At 63.8% G+C, this 15,248-nt stretch carries 17 protein-coding genes; 15 read left to right on the forward strand and 2 right to left on the reverse strand.

The window, feature by feature from the left end:
* The first annotated feature begins 318 nt into the window (after positions 1–318).
* The 13 genes from ACP156_RS08770 (at position 319) to ACP156_RS08830 (ending at position 9,973) form a co-directional block, all read left to right on the forward strand.
* Positions 319–507 carry a hypothetical protein gene (locus ACP156_RS08770; RefSeq protein WP_425050932.1) on the forward strand — a complete coding sequence of 63 codons (189 nt, stop codon included), beginning with the start codon at positions 319–321 and terminating at the stop codon, positions 505–507.
* A gap of 95 nt (positions 508–602) precedes the next feature.
* Positions 603–788, forward strand: coding sequence for a hypothetical protein (locus ACP156_RS08775; RefSeq protein WP_425050933.1), 186 nt, complete (start codon positions 603–605; stop codon positions 786–788).
* A gap of 83 nt (positions 789–871) precedes the next feature.
* The gene (locus ACP156_RS08780) at positions 872–1,075 is read left to right on the forward strand and encodes a hypothetical protein (RefSeq protein ID WP_425050934.1); all 204 of its coding nucleotides are present in this window, start codon (positions 872–874) and stop codon (positions 1,073–1,075) included.
* A 211-nt stretch (positions 1,076–1,286) separates the two neighbouring features.
* The gene (locus ACP156_RS08785; protein WP_425050935.1) at positions 1,287–1,889 is read left to right on the forward strand and encodes a hypothetical protein; all 603 of its coding nucleotides are present in this window, start codon (positions 1,287–1,289) and stop codon (positions 1,887–1,889) included.
* Complete coding sequence (gene mutM, locus ACP156_RS08790; protein WP_425050936.1) at positions 1,890–2,741, forward strand: bifunctional DNA-formamidopyrimidine glycosylase/DNA-(apurinic or apyrimidinic site) lyase; 852 nt, start codon at positions 1,890–1,892, stop codon at positions 2,739–2,741.
* 63 nt (positions 2,742–2,804) lie between these two features.
* On the forward strand, positions 2,805–3,581 hold the full coding sequence (locus ACP156_RS08795) for an enoyl-CoA hydratase (RefSeq protein WP_425050937.1): 777 nt from the start codon (positions 2,805–2,807) through the stop codon (positions 3,579–3,581).
* A gap of 11 nt (positions 3,582–3,592) precedes the next feature.
* Positions 3,593–3,901, forward strand: coding sequence for a putative quinol monooxygenase (locus ACP156_RS08800; protein WP_425050938.1), 309 nt, complete (start codon positions 3,593–3,595; stop codon positions 3,899–3,901).
* Between the two features lie 235 nt (positions 3,902–4,136).
* Positions 4,137–4,400 carry a 30S ribosomal protein S20 gene (gene rpsT / locus ACP156_RS08805; RefSeq protein ID WP_425050939.1) on the forward strand — a complete coding sequence of 88 codons (264 nt, stop codon included), beginning with the start codon at positions 4,137–4,139 and terminating at the stop codon, positions 4,398–4,400.
* A gap of 677 nt (positions 4,401–5,077) precedes the next feature.
* A complete protein-coding gene (gene dnaA / locus ACP156_RS08810) occupies positions 5,078–6,445 on the forward strand; it encodes a chromosomal replication initiator protein DnaA (protein WP_425050940.1) in 1,368 nt (455 codons plus the stop codon).
* Between the two features lie 104 nt (positions 6,446–6,549).
* Positions 6,550–7,668 carry a DNA polymerase III subunit beta gene (dnaN, locus tag ACP156_RS08815; RefSeq protein ID WP_425050941.1) on the forward strand — a complete coding sequence of 373 codons (1,119 nt, stop codon included), beginning with the start codon at positions 6,550–6,552 and terminating at the stop codon, positions 7,666–7,668.
* A gap of 57 nt (positions 7,669–7,725) precedes the next feature.
* Positions 7,726–8,829, forward strand: coding sequence for a DNA replication/repair protein RecF (recF, locus tag ACP156_RS08820; protein ID WP_425050942.1), 1,104 nt, complete (start codon positions 7,726–7,728; stop codon positions 8,827–8,829).
* On the forward strand, positions 8,826–9,356 hold the full coding sequence (locus ACP156_RS08825; RefSeq protein ID WP_425050944.1) for a DUF1697 domain-containing protein: 531 nt from the start codon (positions 8,826–8,828) through the stop codon (positions 9,354–9,356). The genes recF and ACP156_RS08825 overlap by 4 nt, the downstream gene beginning before the upstream one ends.
* Complete coding sequence (locus tag ACP156_RS08830) at positions 9,353–9,973, forward strand: LysE family translocator (protein ID WP_425050945.1); 621 nt, start codon at positions 9,353–9,355, stop codon at positions 9,971–9,973. Before ACP156_RS08825 ends, ACP156_RS08830 begins: the two co-directional genes overlap by 4 nt.
* 6 nt (positions 9,974–9,979) lie before the next feature.
* On the opposite strand, the gene ACP156_RS08835 is transcribed toward ACP156_RS08830, so the two are convergent.
* A complete protein-coding gene (locus ACP156_RS08835; RefSeq protein WP_425050946.1) occupies positions 9,980–10,303 on the reverse strand; it encodes a hypothetical protein in 324 nt (107 codons plus the stop codon).
* 175 nt (positions 10,304–10,478) lie between these two features.
* Here ACP156_RS08835 and gyrB point away from each other — a divergent pair, with 175 nt between their 5' ends.
* Positions 10,479–12,896, forward strand: a complete 2,418-nt coding sequence (gene gyrB / locus ACP156_RS08840) for a DNA topoisomerase (ATP-hydrolyzing) subunit B (RefSeq protein ID WP_425050947.1) — start codon at positions 10,479–10,481, stop codon at positions 12,894–12,896.
* 123 nt (positions 12,897–13,019) lie between these two features.
* Entirely contained in the window at positions 13,020–14,417 is a 1,398-nt protein-coding gene (locus tag ACP156_RS08845) for a methyl-accepting chemotaxis protein (RefSeq protein WP_425050948.1), read from the forward strand.
* A 9-nt stretch (positions 14,418–14,426) separates the two neighbouring features.
* Here ACP156_RS08845 and ACP156_RS08850 read toward each other — a convergent pair whose 3' ends face one another.
* Entirely contained in the window at positions 14,427–15,149 is a 723-nt protein-coding gene (locus ACP156_RS08850; protein ID WP_425050949.1) for a GntR family transcriptional regulator, read from the reverse strand.
* Positions 15,150–15,248: the final 99 nt, after the last annotated feature.

Below are 15,248 nucleotides of genomic sequence, written 5' to 3' on the forward strand. Positions count from 1 at the left end.
TCGCAGGCCGAATCTGGGCATCCGATTCTTATTTCCGCCGCCCGATTCTCACTAAATCACCCGATCGGACCTATCTTTTTAGGTAGTCTTTTCAGCCCTTTGTCGCCTGTTAACCAATAATCGCCACGATTGGCCCCAATTTTTTCAAAATGCCGAACGGCTTCAAACACGCTTCGGACGCCAAAAAAGGCCAAAACCGCCTGTTATCAGGTATTTTTGGGGCTTTGCACATTCTCGCCATATTTCCCGTCGTTTTCCGCCACGATTCAGGAGTGGTTTCAATCTCGGGATGTACGAATGAGGACAAGGAACAAGCCGATGACTGCCAAGATAGTCACTGCTCTGCAGACGGAAGCCGCAAGGAAGCGCAAGCGCGTCCTGGAAGCCGACTGCGACTCCAAGGGCGGCGCTGCCGATCTTCCGCCCGTGTCCAGCCGACTGATCGACACCCTGTTCGATGCCGAATGCGGGCACCGGCAGGAGAAACGGTTCCCCAGCGCCGCCTGACAGACGACCAAGACCAAAACGAACGAACAAACAAACAAACAAACAAACAAACCAAAACAACAACCGAACGAAGACCCGAACGAATGGAGGTCACAATGCACACGAACATCGTCTCCTACCCGAAGAACATCATCCTCCGCGCCGCGAACGATGACCGCCCCTCTGGCCCCGCCGGGAACGTGGTTTCGCTCAAGCAGATCCGCAAGCGCGAGCGGGTGATCCGCACTGTCCGCGGCGTCTTCTACAAGACCGGCGCGACGGGCATTGCACGGGCGGCCTGACCCACCGCCCCCACGACCCCGAGACCACCCATAAGACCCCCACCCAAAAACAAACAAAACAGACTCACGAACGGAGAAACGAAATGGAAAAGTCCCTGCTTCAGAAAGCCCGCGAAGGCCGCATCGCTGCTCTGGCCACCCTGGCTTCCACCAAAGTGGACAACATCTTCCTGATCGAGGACAAGCGCGCCAGCCAGCCGCGCCGGTCCACCACCCTGACTTTCGCGTCGGCACGTTCCGCGGCTCCCGCAAACGTCGTCTTCGCACCGGAGCGTCGGGCGGCCTGACCAACCGCCTGCCCCAGCCTGGACGGACCCGGTTCTCTCTCACTCACACTCTATCCGGGTCCGTCCGGCGCCCTACGCAAGCGCAAGTTTCCCAGCGCTTCCCCCAACAGCCGCCCCGCCACCCCGCGGGGCGGTTCGTTTTTTGGTACCGATGCGGTCACATTGACGAACCATCGCCAAGCCAACCTGCCGCCAGTGCAGGAGGAAGCGGATGGCCGAAGTCGGATACCTGATCGGTTACCTGATCATTGGCGCAGCGATCAGCTGGGTGTTGAAGTTCCGCGGGCTCACGCCCCTGCGGCGCGGTTTGGACCGCCTGACCGCAGGCAATACCGAGAACCTCGAGCACATGCTGCGCGTCGCCGGGATCGGGCAGGAAGCGCCCTACGAACAGGAACAACGCACCACCACCCACAAGGCGACCTTCGGCGTCCGCATGCTGGGCACATTCCTTGTCGTCGCGTTGCTTCTGATGATCTGTCCGCTGCTGGGTGGTGACCCCGCGCTGCCGCTGCCCGGTCTGGAGGGGCTGTTGATCTACCTGATCCTTGTGCTGCTCGGCGCGTGGTATCTGACCTATATGTGGACCTACGAAATCGTGGTCACGGACAAGGTCATCTCGGCCCCGACATGGTGGCTGAAGCGGAAAGACCACGACATCTCTACGCTCGATATGATGGAAAGCGACGCGGGCTATATGTGGCGGCTTTACTTCTGGGATGGAAAGCGGATCGAGGTTCTGAGATACGTTGCGGGCCGCAAGGCGCTGGAACGTCGGCTGAAGCGGCAGATCGAACTGAACCGAAGGCACTGAATGCCCGAACTGCCCGAAGTCGAAACCGTCCGCCGCGGCCTGCTGCCGGTGATGGAAGGGTTCGCCATCGACGCCGCCGACGTCCGGCGCCCCGACCTGCGCTGGCCCTTCCCCGAACGCATGGCCGAGCGGCTGGCCGGAAAGACCGTCACCGCCCTGCGCCGCCGGTCGAAGTATATCCTTGCCGACCTCAGCTCGGGCGAAACGCTGATCGTTCACCTCGGAATGTCGGGACGAATGCTGATCTCGGGCCGGATGCCCGGCGACTTCTTCCACGACCACGCGCCCACCGAGAAACACGACCACGTCGTGCTTGAAATGGGCTCGGGCGCGCGGATCACCTTCAACGACGCACGCCGCTTCGGCGCCATGGATCTTTGGCCCACCGAAACGCTGGAAGAGCACTGGCTTCTGAAGCCGCTGGGCCCCGAACCGCTCGGCAACGCGTTCCATGAAGATTACCTAGCGGAAAGACTTAGGGGCCGAAATACGCCGATAAAATCGGCACTTCTGGACCAGAATGTCGTGGCGGGACTCGGCAATATTTATGTTTGCGAGGCGCTTTTTCGGGCACAGGTCTCTCCGCGCCGGAAGGCGGGCCGCATCTCGGACAAGCGTGTAAGGTCGCTGGTCCCGATCATCCGGGACGTGTTGACCGAAGCGATCGCCGCTGGCGGCTCCAGCCTGCGCGATTACCGCCAAACCAGCGGAGAGCTTGGATATTTTCAGCATACCTTCCGCGTTTACGGGCGCGAGGGGCTGCCCTGCACGACTCCCGGCTGCGGCGGCACAATTGCACGAATCACGCAGTCGGGACGGTCCACCTTCTTCTGCCCCAAGTGCCAAACGTGACTTGAACCGCGCCCATGGATGGGTATGGACTTGGTCGGACGGGGAACAGCCAAAGGCATCCACATGGCCTTCAAGACGATCATCGTCGAAATTGACGACCACGTCGCAGTCATCAAGCTCAATCGACCGGACGCGCTTAACGCCCTCAATTCCGAATTGATGGGCGAACTTGCGTCGGCGCTGCGCGAGGCAGAGGACAACGAGAAAGTCCGCTGCACCATCATCACCGGATCCGAGAAGGCGTTCGCCGCCGGCGCGGATATCAAGGAGATGGCCGAGAAGACCTTTGTCGAGGTCTATCTGGAAAACATGTTCGGCGACGAAGCCGACAGCATCGCACGCGCACGCAAGCCGGTGATCGCCGCGGTGTCCGGTTATGCGCTGGGCGGCGGCTGCGAGCTTGCGATGATGTGCGACTTCATCATCGCGGCGGACACCGCCAAGTTCGGTCAGCCCGAGATCAACCTTGGCGTCATCGCCGGGATCGGCGGCACGCAGCGGATGACCCGCGCCATTGGCAAGGCCAAGGCGATGGACATGCACCTGACCGGCCGCTTCATGGACGCAGAAGAAGCCGAACGCTCGGGCCTCGTCAGCCGCATCGTTCCGGCGAAGAAGCTGATGGAAGAAGCGATGGCCGCGGCGCAGAAGATCGCGGAGAAATCCGCGCTGTCGACCCGCGCCGCCAAAGAGGCCGTCAACCGCGCGTTTGAAACCACGCTGGCCGAGGGCCTGCTGTTCGAACGGCGGCTGTTCTTCTCTCTGTTCTCGACCGAGGACCAGAAGGAAGGCATGTCGGCCTTCCTCGACAAGCGGGAACCGCAGTTCCGCGACAAGTAAGGGACGGCGCGATGTTCGGACTGATCGGGAAGATCACCGCAGAGTCCGGACGCCGCGCCGAACTCGCAGGCTACCTGCACGACGGCTCGCGCGATATGCCGGGCTGTCGATCCTACGTGGTTGCCTTGGACTCAGAGGACCCGGACGTGATCTGGGTGACCGAGGTCTGGGAAGACGCTGCGGCGCACAAGGCCTCGCTTCAACTGCCGCAGGTGCAAAAGGCGATCGCCAAGGGCCGTCCCCTGATTGCCGGGTTCGAGACGGTGGCCACGACCGATCCGCTTCCGAAAGCGCTTGATGTAAAAGGATCTTCCGCATAATCCTGAAGCTCATGTTCCTTTAAAGGGACGTGTCGTCGTGCGCTCGGGACTGTCAGCACGATGCGCCGCCCGCGTGGCAACCCGTTTTCGGCTTCACAAGCTGCGACTCTTCCCTTATAGGCCACGGCTTACATGCGCGTGAGGCCCGCCAGGCCGGATTGAGTCGGTTACGAAAACCCGACCCGGGGCTTATTGCGCTATAGGAATGCACTGAACCCGAGGAAGGGAAACAACCATGGCGAATTCGCCCCAGTCCAAGAAGCGCGCCCGCCAGAACGAGCGCCGCTACGCCGTCAACAAAGCCCGCCGCTCGCGCATCCGCACCTACCTGCGCAAGGTCGAGGAAGCCATCGCGTCCGGCGACCAGAACGCTGCCGCCACCGCGCTGCAGGCTGCCCAGCCCGAACTGATGCGTGGCGTTACCAAAGGCGTTCTCCACAAGAACACAGTTGCCCGGAAAATCTCGCGACTGAACTCGCGCGTGAAATCCCTGGGCTAAGCCCTGCATGAAGATGATTCTGTGGGGCCCTGTTTTTTAACGGGTTTTCTGCGCCGCCGCGCGACTCACAGACAAATCGAACCAAGGCCCGCGACCCCCGCGGGCCTTTCTTGTTTTCCACCTGTGATGATTCCGCACCGCTTGCCCAATGGGGAAAAGGATTCTTCCGAACGCAAGCCAAGAAAGCTGGAATTGAAGCCCGACGACTCATTGCGCCTGCCACATTTCGCGGGCTAGCTTGCCCGAGCGATTCACGCAAAAAAACAACCTGGGGGGACATGGGGTCAGAAGAGCCGGAGCGTCCGAACACTGCAATTCGGATGCGAACCTGATGTGGGGCGAGCAACAGGACGACGCTTGAAGGAATACGCTGAACGGCGCTGCCAAATGCCGTGATAGCGATACCTGCCGGAACAAGACGCAGACGCGTCGGTTCCCGAGACCTCGATGTTCCAAGAAAACTGGTGCCTACGGGCAGGCTGGCGTCGGACCTTTGTCCGACGGGCTGTCTGTTCTATGGCGCCGCCGAACGGGACCGACCGATTTGTGGCACGCAAGGCCTGCGCCTTGCGCATGCGGTCTGTTTTCAAACGGCGGCTTGCGGCGAAACGCAATCAAGGTTCCGGATCCTTCGGGGTTTCGGGTGGGACAGAACTGAGGTGCGGGTCAAAAACAAGATGAACGAAGAGTTGTGGACAAAGATCAGGAACGAACTGGCGGATGTCGTGGGCAAGGACAACTTCCGGAACTGGATCGAGCCGATCGAATTTGGGACCCTCACCGAGGGTGAAGCCGTGTTCTATGTGCCGACGAATTTCATCGGCGACTGGGTCACGCGGAATTTCAGCGACCTGATCATGATGCGCCTGAAGGCTGCCGGCGTGCCGGTATCGCGCCTCAAGTTCACGCTTGCGCCGGCGTCCCGCCCGCAGGCCGCCCGTGTTCCGGCCAAGGCGGCCGCCACCACCCGCACCGCTGCCGTTGCGACCGCTGCCGAAGACGACCTTCCCGGCGCGCCGCTGGACCCGCGCTTTACCTTTGACCGCTTCGTCGTCGGCAAGCCGAATGAACTGGCCCATGCCGCCGCCAAGCGCGTCGCCGAGGGCAACGAGGTCTCGTTCAACCCGCTGTTCCTGTACGGCGGCGTCGGCCTTGGCAAGACGCACCTGATGCACGCCATAGCGCACGAGCTGCAAAACCGCGAAGACGGCCTGCGCGTCGTCTACCTGTCGGCGGAACAGTTCATGTACCGCTTCGTGCAGGCGCTGCGCGACAAGCAGATGATGGACTTCAAACAGCTGTTCCGTTCGGTCGACGTTCTGATGGTGGACGATGTCCAGTTCATCGCCGGCAAGGACAGCACGCAGGAAGAGTTCTTCCACACGTTCAACGCGCTGGTGGACCAGAACAAGCAGATCGTCATCTCGGCCGACCGCGCGCCGAACGAGATCAAGGATATGGAAGACCGCATCACCAGCCGCCTTCAGTGCGGTCTTGTGGTCGACCTGCACCCGACTGACTATGAACTGCGGCTTGGCATCCTTCAGCAGAAGGTCGAACAGCAGCGCCAGCAGTATCCGGGCCTTGTCATCGCCGACGGCGTTCTGGAATTCCTCGCGCATCGCATCTCGAACAACGTGCGGGTGCTGGAAGGCGCGCTGATGCGTCTCTTCGCGTTCGCGACGCTGGTGGGACGCGAGATCACGCTGGACCTGACGCAGGAATGTCTTGCCGACATCCTGCGTGCCTCGGACCGCAAGATCACCATCGAAGAGATCCAGCGGAAGGTCAGCGAGCATTACAATATCCGCCTGTCCGACCTGATCGGCCCGCGCCGACTGCGCGCGTTAGCACGCCCGCGGCAGGTGGCGATGTACCTGTCGAAACAGCTGACCTCGCGCTCGCTGCCCGAGATCGGCCGCCGCTTCGGCAACCGCGATCACACCACGATCATGCACGGGGTCCGCAAGATCGAAGAGCTGATGATGAACGACAGCCAGCTTGCGGACGACATCGAACTGCTGCGGCGCGCGCTGGAAGCCTGACACGGGCTTGACGCTGCCAGCAAAGGGACTCACTGTCCGAAAAAGCACTTGAGCCGGGGCGAGATCCGAGTAGGGTTCTCGCCCCGGCAGCATGAGGGACGACGATGAAAGTCAGCATCGAACGCGGCACGCTTCTGAAGGCCGTAGGCCAGGCCCAGTCGGTCGTGGAGCGCCGCAACACGATCCCGATCCTCGCGAATGTTCTGATCGAGGCGGAAGGCGACAGCGTCACCTTCCGCGCCACCGATCTGGACATCGAGGTGGTCGACAAGATCCCCGCCATGGTCGAACGCGCGGGCGCCACGACGGTCAGCGCCGTGACGCTGCACGAGATCGTTCGCAAGCTGCCCGACGGCGCGATGGTCCAGCTGGTGGACGACGGCGCCTCGGGCCGGCTCGAGGTCAACGCGGGGCGGTCGAACTTCAACCTCGCCACGCTGCCGAAGGAAGATTTCCCGGTGATGGCGTCGTCCGAGTATCACTCGAACTTCTCGGCCCCGGCGCCGGTGCTGCGGCGCCTGTTCGACAAGTCGAAATTCGCGATCTCGACCGAAGAGACACGGTATTACCTGAACGGTGTCTACATGCATGTGGCCGAGGCCGAGGGTGGCCAGGTGCTGCGCTGCGTCGCCACCGACGGTCACCGGCTTGCCCGCATAGACGCCGACCTGCCGGCGGGGGCCGAGGACATGCCGGGCGTGATCGTACCGCGCAAAACCGTGGGCGAACTGCGCAAGCTTCTGGACGACGACGACATGAAGATCGCCGTCTCGGTGTCCGAGACCAAGGTCCGCTTCGCCACGCCCGAGATCACCCTGACCTCGAAGGTCATCGACGGCACCTTCCCCGACTATTCGCGCGTCATCCCGGCGGGCAACACCCGCAAGCTGGAAGTCGATGCGCAGGAGTTCGCGAAGGCCGTCGACCGCGTTGCCACCGTGTCGTCGGAACGCTCGCGCGCCGTCAAGCTGCAGCTTGACGAGGACCGGCTGGTCCTGTCGGTGAACGCGCCCGACAGCGGCGCCGCCGAGGAAGAGCTGGCCGTGGCCTATGGCGACGAGAAGCTCGAGATCGGGTTCAACGCGAAGTACCTGCTGGAGATCGCCAGCCAGGTCGACCGCGAGAACGCCGTGTTCCTGTTCAATTCCGCCGGCGACCCGACGCTGATGCGCGAGGGCAACGACCTGAGCGCAGTCTATGTCGTCATGCCGATGCGCGTGTAAGCCCCCTGCGGGGGCTGCCGCTGGCAGAGGTATTTTTCAAGAGAAGAAGATGGGGTCATGCCCGGTCTTGCACTGACGGAGCTGACGCTGTCGCATTTCCGTTCGCATCGGCGGGCGGTGCTGGCGCTTGACGGGCGGCCAGTGGCGATTCACGGGCCGAACGGCGCGGGCAAGACCAACCTTCTGGAAGCGGTGTCACTGTTTTCGCCGGGCCGCGGGCTGCGCCGGTCGAGCGCGGAAGAGATGTCACGCCAGCCCGAGGGGCTGGGGTGGAAGGTCTCTGGCGTGTTGCAGAGCCTGTATCAGGTGCACGAGGTGGCGACCTCGTGGGAGCCCGCCGGCGCGCGCGTGGTGCAGATCGACGGCAAGGCCGCGACGCAGGTGGCGTTGGGCCGGATCGCGCGCATGGTGTGGCTGGTGCCCTCGATGGACCGGCTGTGGATCGAGGGCGCGGACGGGCGGCGGCGGTTTCTGGACCGGATCGCGATGAGTTTCGAGCCATCCCATGCCGAGGTCACGCTGACCTACGAGAAGGCGATGCGCGAGCGGAACCGGCTTTTGAAGGACCAGGTGCGGGACGCGCACTGGTACGCGGCACTGGAACGGCAGATGGCAGAGGCGGGCGCGGCGATCCAGGCGAACCGGCGCGATGCGCTGGACCGGATCGCGGCGGCGCAGGCGGGGGCCGAGACGGCCTTTCCCGCCGCCGACCTGACGCTGGGCGCCGCGGACGACAGCGAAACGCCGGACGACGCTCAGGGCTTCGCCGAGGCGCTGGCCGCTGGGCGGCAACGCGATCTTTACGCGGGGCGCACGCTGATCGGGCCGCACCGCGCGGATCTGGGCGCGGTCTATGCCGCCAAGGGCGTGCCGGCGCGCCAGTGTTCGACCGGAGAACAGAAGGCGCTGCTGATCTCGCTGATCCTCGCCAATGCCCGCGCGCTGGCGCAGGACTTCGGCGCGCCGCCGATCGTGCTGCTGGACGAGGTTGCGGCGCATCTGGACGCGGGCCGCCGCGCCGCGCTTTATGACGAGATCTGTGCGCTGGGTGCGCAGGCGTGGATGACCGGCACCGGGCCCGAGTTGTTCGGGGAACTGGGCGACCGGGCGCAGGTGGTCGCCGTCACCGAAGCGGGTGGCGTGTCGGAGGTGGGTGCATGAGCGAAGTGTCCGTCGCGTTGCTGCGCGGGATCAACGTCGGCGGGCGAAACAGCCTGCCGATGGCCGAGTTGCGCGACCTGCTGGCCGGGCTTGGGGCCGAAGACTGCAGGACCTACATCCAAAGCGGCAACGCGGCGTTTCGCGGCGATGTGACCGCCGCTGCGATTTCCGATGCAATCGAGACGGCGAAGGGCTTTCGCCCGCACGCGTTGGTGCTGCCGTTGGACGTCTATCGCGCCGTGCTGGACGCCTGCCCCTATTCCGCGGAGGGCGAGGATGACGGAAAATCGGTACACGTCTATTTTGCCGATGGGACACCCGTACCGCCGGATGACAGGACATTGGCGCTTGCCACACATAACGAGACCCTGACGGTGACGGAACACGCCGCCTATCTGCACGCGCCCGACGGCATCGGCCGGTCGAAGCTGGCGGCACGGCTGGACAAGGCGCTGGGTGTGCCGGTCACCGCGCGCAACTGGAAAACCGCGCAGGCCGTGCTTGCGCTGGCCGAGGACATTTCATGACCATCACCGCCGTCGAACTGGGGCTTTATGCCCTTGGGCTTGCCGTTCTGTTCCTGACCCCCGGCCCGGTGTGGCTGGCGATGACCGCCCGCGCGCTGTCGGGCGGCTTCCACGCCGCGTGGCCGCTGGCTCTGGGCGTGGTGGTCGGAGACGTGGTCTGGCCGCTGCTGGCGGTGCTGGGCGTGACATGGCTGGTGTCGGTGTTTTCCGGCTTCCTCGTGTTCCTGAAATGGGTCGCGACGGCGTTCTTCCTTGGCATGGGGTTCATGATCCTGAAGAACGCGGACAAGTCGATCTCGGCCGACAGCCGGCTGACGCGGCCCGGTGCATGGGCCGGGTTCGTCGCCGGGGTCGCGGTGATCCTTGGGAACCCGAAAGCGATCCTGTTCTACATGGGCATGCTGCCGGGCTTCTTCGACCTGCGCACCCTGACCGTGGCCGACATCGTCGCGATCTGCGCCCTGTCGGCGGCAATCCCGCTGCTGGGCAACCTTGTCGTCGCCGCCTCGGTGGGTCAAATCCGCAAGCTTCTTGCCTCGCCCGAGGCGGTGCGGCGGACCAACATCATCGCCGGCAGCCTGCTGATCCTTGTCGGGCTGATCATTCCCTTTACCTGAACGCGGTCACACGGGGGCGGCGAATTCCTCGGTCTTGCCGACCTCGTTGTCGGCGATCAGCGTCATCTGAAGCCGCTGCACCCTGGGTTCGCTGCCATAGGTATCGCGGACCGACTGACGCCAGGCCGCATCGTGCCAGCGGTCGGCAGCCGCCGGATCGGACCACTGGTAGACAGCGCCGGCGGTGTTGGTCTCGGGGTCGTAGAAGAAGCTTTTGCGCACCAGTTCCGGAACGGCGCGCCACTTGGGCGCGACCTTGCGGGCCCCTTCCATCACCTCGTCCCGGGTCATCCCCGGCCGCAGATCGAAGGTCACGATTTCCATCAGCATGGGCCATCCTCCTCGCCGTCGCCACAGGGCGGCAGCCTATGCCGACCGGCCCGCGCCGGGCAACCGGCAGAAACGGGGGCAAACCCCGGTTCCGGATACCAAATGTTGGGTATCTGACGTGACAATCCCCCCACAAACGCGTATAAAATCAGCAACAAGAACAAGGGACCTCCGCATGGCCGAAGCAGCCCGGCAGCCGGACGAATACGGCGCCGATTCTATTAAAGTTCTCAAAGGCTTGGAAGCCGTTCGCAAGCGCCCCGGCATGTATATCGGGGACACTGACGACGGCTCGGGTCTGCACCACATGGTCTACGAGGTCGTGGACAACGGCATCGACGAGGCTTTGGCCGGTCATGCCGATCGCGTGACCGTGACCATCCATGACGATTCCAGTATTTCCGTTAGCGATAACGGCCGCGGGATTCCGGTGGACCTGCACCCCGAGGAAGGCGTCTCTGCCGCCGAGGTCATCATGACCCAGCTGCACGCTGGCGGTAAGTTCGACCAGAACTCGTACAAGGTGTCCGGCGGTCTGCACGGCGTCGGCGTCTCGGTGGTGAACGCCCTGTCCGACTGGCTGGAACTGACCATCTGGCGCAACGGCAAGGAATACTCTGCCCGGTTCGAAACCGGCGAGACCGTGCGCCATCTCGAGGTCGTCGGCGATGCCGAGGGCATGAAGGGCACGCGCGTCCGCTTCCTTGCATCGACCGACACGTTCTCGAACCTCGAGTACAGCTTCAAGACGCTGGAGCACCGCCTGCGCGAACTGGCGTTCCTGAACTCTGGCGTGCGGATCACCCTGCGTGACGAGCGTCCGGCGGAACCGCTGGAAACCGACCTGCACTACGAAGGCGGGGTGAAGGAATTCGTCCGTTATCTCGACCGCAGCAAGACACCGCTGATCGACGAGCCGATCTTCGTCGTGGGCGAGCGCGAGGGGATCACCGTCGAAGTCGCGATGTGGTGGAACGACAGCTACAACGAGATGGTGCTGCCCTTCACCAACAACATCCCGCAGCGTGACGGCGGCACCCACCTTGCCGGTTTCCGTGGGGCGCTGACCCGCACGATCAACCTGTACGCCGGGTCGTCGGGCATCGTGAAGAAGGAAAAGGTGAACCTGTCGGGCGACGACGCCCGCGAGGGTCTGACCTGTGTCCTGTCGGTGAAGGTGCCGGATCCCAAGTTCTCGTCCCAGACCAAGGACAAGCTGGTCAGCTCCGAGGTGCGTCCGGCTGTCGAGGGCCTGATGAACGAGAAGCTGGCCGAGTGGTTCGAAGAGAACCCGCAGCAGGCCAAGATGATCGTCGGCAAGATCGTCGAAGCCGCGCTGGCGCGCGAAGCCGCCCGCAAGGCGCGCGAGATGACGCGCAAGAAGACGACGAACGACGTGTCGTATCTGGCGGGCAAGTTGAAGGAATGTTCCGACAAGGACCCGCGCAACCGCGAACTGTTCCTTGTCGAGGGTGACTCGGCCGGCGGTTCTGCGCAGACGGGCCGCGACCGGCGCACGCAGGCGATCCTGCCGCTGCGGGGAAAGATCCTGAACGTGGAACGCGCCCGTTTCGACCGGATGCTGGGCAGCCAGGAGATCGGCAACCTCGTGATGGCGCTGGGCACCGGCATCGGGCGCGACGAGTTCAACATCGAGAAGCTGCGCTATCACAAGGTCATCATCATGACCGACGCCGACGTCGACGGCGCGCACATCCGGACGCTGCTGCTGACGTTCTTCTTCCGGCAGATGCCCGAACTGATCGAGGGCGGGTATCTCTATATCGCGCAGCCGCCGCTGTACAAAGTGAGCCGCGGCAAGTCCGAGGTCTATATCAAGGACGTGCCCGCGCTGGAGGATTACCTGATCCAGCAGGGGATCGAGGGGGCGGTGCTGCGGCTGAACACCGGCGAGGAAATCGCCGGCGCCGACCTGCATCGCGTGGTCGAGGCCGCGCGCAGCTTCCGCCGCATCCTTGAGGCGTTCCCGACCCACTATCCGCGCAACATCCTTGAACAGGCCGCGCTGGCCGGCGCGTTCGATCCGGGCAAGGCCGACGCAGACCTGCAGGCCGTTGCCGATACCGTGGCCGCGCGTCTTGATATGGTGGCCGAGGAATACGAGCGCGGCTGGCAGGGGCGGATTACACAGGACAAGGGCATTCGCCTGTCGCGCGTTCTGCGCGGCGTCGAAGAGATCCGCACGCTTGACGGCGCAATCCTGCGGTCGGGCGAGGCACGGCGCCTGTCCGAGATCTCGGCCCAGTCGCGCGACGTGTACCGCAACCCGTCCGATCTGATGCGCCGCGACCGCGGGCAGAAGATTTACGGCCCCATCGACCTGCTGGACGCAATCCTTGAAGAGGGCGAGCGCGGCCTGACGCTGCAACGCTATAAGGGTCTGGGCGAGATGAACCCGGACCAGCTTTGGGAAACCACGCTGGACCCCGAGGCGCGCACTCTGCTGCAGGTCAAGGTCGAGGACGTGGCAGAGGCCGACGACATCTTCACCAAGCTGATGGGCGACGTGGTGGAACCGCGCCGCGAGTTCATCCAGCAGAACGCGCTCAGCGTCGAGAACCTCGACTTTTGATCGCCGTCTCATTCGGAACAGACAGGGCCGCCCGGCATTTCGGGCGGCCCTTGTCTTTTGGCTTTACCGAATCCTAAGCCCCCGCATGGCATCAGCGCCCCGACGCAGATGCCGGAGATGCTGATGTCCGTACCGATCAGGGACGTGGTGAAGCCATGGGATGACGCTGACCGGAAGGTCGGGGAACAGGTGCACGACCGCGTGCTGCCCCGCCTTCGCGACGTGTTGCTGGACGCCTACCGGCAGGTGGACCCCGAAATGCCCGCCGTCCCGGATGACCTGTTCGCCGCCGAAAAGGCGAAGTTCGGGTTCATCGCGCGTGGCGATTTCTCGGACGATTACTTTGCCCTGCAAACGCAACTCGCCGAAAACATCGCCTCGATGACCGACTATGCCACCTATCTGAAGGGTTACGGCGTCTACTGCGGAAAGATGGTCTCTGCCCTGCTGGACGCCTGCGACGGCGAAACGCCCGAAGACCGCAACCGCATGGCCGAAAGCGCGGTGGCGTCTGTCTTCGCGGATCTCACCGTCACGATGGGCGAGTACTTCCGGAAAGAGGCCGAAGAAGATGCGCGGGCCCGCGCGGTGCTGGGTGCGGCGCTGAACGCGCTGGCCGACCGCGACCTGACCTATCGCGTCGGCGACGATGCCCCCGCCAAGATTTCCGACGCGCGCGACAACTTCAATGCAGCGACCGAAAGCCTTGAAAGCACGATGACCGGCATCGCCGGCAGCACCGAGGAAGTGTCTGGCAGCGTTTCGGAAATCGCGCGCGCGATCTCGGAACTCGCCGACCGGACCGAGGAACAGGCAAGGATGCTGGAACAGACGGTCACGGCGGTGGATCAGGTCAGCGACGCGGTGCGGACCAACGCCGGCACCGCCCGCCGCGCCAACGGCGCCGCGGCAGAGGCCAACACGCTGGTCGAACGGTCCGGCGTGGTGATGGCGCAGGCCGACGATGCCATGGGCGCGATCTCTCGCAGTTCATTGGAGATTGAGAAGATCGTGTCGGTGATCGACGAGATTTCGATGCAGACAAACCTTCTGGCCCTGAACGCGGCGGTAGAGGCCGCGCGCGCTGGCGACGCCGGGTCCGGCTTTGCCGTCGTCGCTCAAGAGGTCCGGCAGCTTGCCCAGCGCACCGCCGAGAACGCGCGCACGATCCGCGACCTGATCGAGACGAGTTCGGACCATGTCGGGCGCGGCGCTAAGGTGTTGAAAGAAGTCGGCACCACGCTGGACAGCACCTCTGAGCGGGTGAAAGAGATCAATGGCCTGATGGCAGAGATCGCCGAGCGCGCCGAAAACCAGGCCGCAGCGTTCGAGAAAATCAACCAGTCCGTCACCAATATAGAGACACTAACCCAGCGGAATGCCGCCATGGCGGAAGAGACTCATGCCGCCGTCATCGGGCTGGACGGAAGCTCGGCGCGGCTGGGCGAGATGGTGGGGCAGTTCCGGCTGTCGGACGCCACATGGCAGGTGGAAGCGGAACGTCTTGCGAAGGCCGGCTGACGCGCAGGGTCAGGCGGTGCCGCCCTCGAAGTAATCCGGGAACTCGTCGCGCAGGGTTGCGATCCGCCGGATGGTCGCGCCGATATGGCCGCGCATGGCGGCGGCGGCAAGCTCGGGGTTGCCCGACGCAATGCCTTCGACCACCGCAAGATGGCCGTGGATGATCTCTGACATCTTGCCCTTGCGCGGCAGTTCCAGCCGCTGACAGCGACTGAGGTGTCCCAGCCGACGCGCCAGCATCGCGTGCAGCGCCGGCACGCCGACCGTCTCGAACAGGGTCAGGTGAAACGCGCGGTCCAGTTCGTTGAACAGCACCATTTGCGACGGGTCATCCTGCAGCGCCTCCTGCATTCGGACGAAACTGCGCGCCCGCTTCAACGCGGCCATGTCGCCCTTTTCGGCCATCCGGCGCACCACTTCGGTCTCGATCGCGACGCGCAGGAAATGCACCTCTTTCAACTGCGCCTCGTCGATCCGCGCCACCACGGTTTTCGACTGCGGGAAGATCCGGACCAGCCCATCCTCTTCCAGCCTTTGCAATGCCTCGCGCACCGGCGTCTGGCTGACCCCGTACTCTTGCGCCAGTTCGCTGCGGCCAAGCGTGGCGTCGGGAACAAGCTGCATGTCGATGATTCGGGCGCGCAGGTCTTCGTAAACCCGGTCGACAGCGGTTCCCCCGCCATCGATCCGGGCTGTCCCGCCCCGCACCAAACCTTCGGCAGACAAGTCCATGCTGCTCCTCTTCGACCGCTTCCGCGCCGCGCAATCACCCGGCCCGGTCCGTCTTACCATATGTCGGGAAGCCGGTTGCTTCAACTAGGTGACTAATAT

Source organism: Psychromarinibacter sp. S121 (assembly GCF_049801035.1).
In the GTDB taxonomy this organism is placed as follows: domain Bacteria; phylum Pseudomonadota; class Alphaproteobacteria; order Rhodobacterales; family Rhodobacteraceae; genus Psychromarinibacter.

Excerpts from the sequence above, each read along its gene's own strand:
- ACP156_RS08770 (WP_425050932.1), top strand. The coding sequence starts at position 319 with ATGACTGCCAAGATAGTCACTGCTCTGCAGACGGAAGCCGCAAGGAAG.
- ACP156_RS08775 (WP_425050933.1), top strand. The coding sequence starts at position 603 with ATGCACACGAACATCGTCTCCTACCCGAAGAACATCATCCTCCGCGCC.
- ACP156_RS08780 (WP_425050934.1), top strand. The coding sequence starts at position 872 with ATGGAAAAGTCCCTGCTTCAGAAAGCCCGCGAAGGCCGCATCGCTGCT.
- ACP156_RS08785 (WP_425050935.1), top strand. The coding sequence starts at position 1,287 with ATGGCCGAAGTCGGATACCTGATCGGTTACCTGATCATTGGCGCAGCG.
- mutM (WP_425050936.1), top strand. The coding sequence starts at position 1,890 with ATGCCCGAACTGCCCGAAGTCGAAACCGTCCGCCGCGGCCTGCTGCCG.
- ACP156_RS08795 (WP_425050937.1), top strand. The coding sequence starts at position 2,805 with ATGGCCTTCAAGACGATCATCGTCGAAATTGACGACCACGTCGCAGTC.
- ACP156_RS08800 (WP_425050938.1), top strand. The coding sequence starts at position 3,593 with ATGTTCGGACTGATCGGGAAGATCACCGCAGAGTCCGGACGCCGCGCC.
- rpsT (WP_425050939.1), top strand. The coding sequence starts at position 4,137 with ATGGCGAATTCGCCCCAGTCCAAGAAGCGCGCCCGCCAGAACGAGCGC.
- dnaA (WP_425050940.1), top strand. The coding sequence starts at position 5,078 with ATGAACGAAGAGTTGTGGACAAAGATCAGGAACGAACTGGCGGATGTC.
- dnaN (WP_425050941.1), top strand. The coding sequence starts at position 6,550 with ATGAAAGTCAGCATCGAACGCGGCACGCTTCTGAAGGCCGTAGGCCAG.
- recF (WP_425050942.1), top strand. The coding sequence starts at position 7,726 with ATGCCCGGTCTTGCACTGACGGAGCTGACGCTGTCGCATTTCCGTTCG.
- ACP156_RS08825 (WP_425050944.1), top strand. The coding sequence starts at position 8,826 with ATGAGCGAAGTGTCCGTCGCGTTGCTGCGCGGGATCAACGTCGGCGGG.
- ACP156_RS08830 (WP_425050945.1), top strand. The coding sequence starts at position 9,353 with ATGACCATCACCGCCGTCGAACTGGGGCTTTATGCCCTTGGGCTTGCC.
- ACP156_RS08835 (WP_425050946.1), bottom strand. The coding sequence starts at position 10,303 with ATGCTGATGGAAATCGTGACCTTCGATCTGCGGCCGGGGATGACCCGG.
- gyrB (WP_425050947.1), top strand. The coding sequence starts at position 10,479 with ATGGCCGAAGCAGCCCGGCAGCCGGACGAATACGGCGCCGATTCTATT.
- ACP156_RS08845 (WP_425050948.1), top strand. The coding sequence starts at position 13,020 with ATGTCCGTACCGATCAGGGACGTGGTGAAGCCATGGGATGACGCTGAC.
- ACP156_RS08850 (WP_425050949.1), bottom strand. The coding sequence starts at position 15,149 with ATGGACTTGTCTGCCGAAGGTTTGGTGCGGGGCGGGACAGCCCGGATC.